The sequence below is a fragment of the Gilvimarinus gilvus genome, from assembly GCF_030518155.1.
In the GTDB taxonomy this organism is placed as follows: domain Bacteria; phylum Pseudomonadota; class Gammaproteobacteria; order Pseudomonadales; family Cellvibrionaceae; genus Gilvimarinus; species Gilvimarinus gilvus.
In genome coordinates, this window is record NZ_JAULRU010000427.1 from 1 (window position 1) to 425 (window position 425).

Here is a 425-nt window from a genome sequence, read left to right on the forward strand (position 1 = left end):
CATTGACAAAGCTCAGATCAAAACTAAACGCCCCGGCCAGAGTCGGGGTGTACTGCACAGTGAAGGTGGTACTCCCACCGCCGGCACCTATCGTGGTACTTCCCGGTGCACCGATAGCATTGATGGTGACATTGCTCGGGGCCGCGGTAGTAGCGGTGGCGATGGTAAGGTCATCGGTACCGGAGTTGGTCACGGTGTAGGTCACGGTCTGGGGCGTGCCGGCAGCCACGAAGCCCTGTGCATCAGTGCCGCCATCGGCGACTGCGCCGCCCACGGAGGAGGAGACCGATATCTCAGGCGCACCCGAGCCCGTGCCCGAGACGGTGAAGTTGAACGGGTTCTCATCCGCATCATCATTGACAAAGCTCAGATCAAAACTAAACGCCCCGGCCAGAGTCGGGGTGTACTGCACAGTGAAGGTGGTA

The 425-nt window shown here is 60.2% G+C and carries 1 protein-coding gene; it reads right to left on the minus strand.

What is annotated here, in order from left to right:
- A partial coding sequence (locus tag QWI17_RS08335; RefSeq protein WP_302722062.1) for a choice-of-anchor D domain-containing protein occupies nt 1-425 on the minus strand: 425 nt, incomplete at both ends.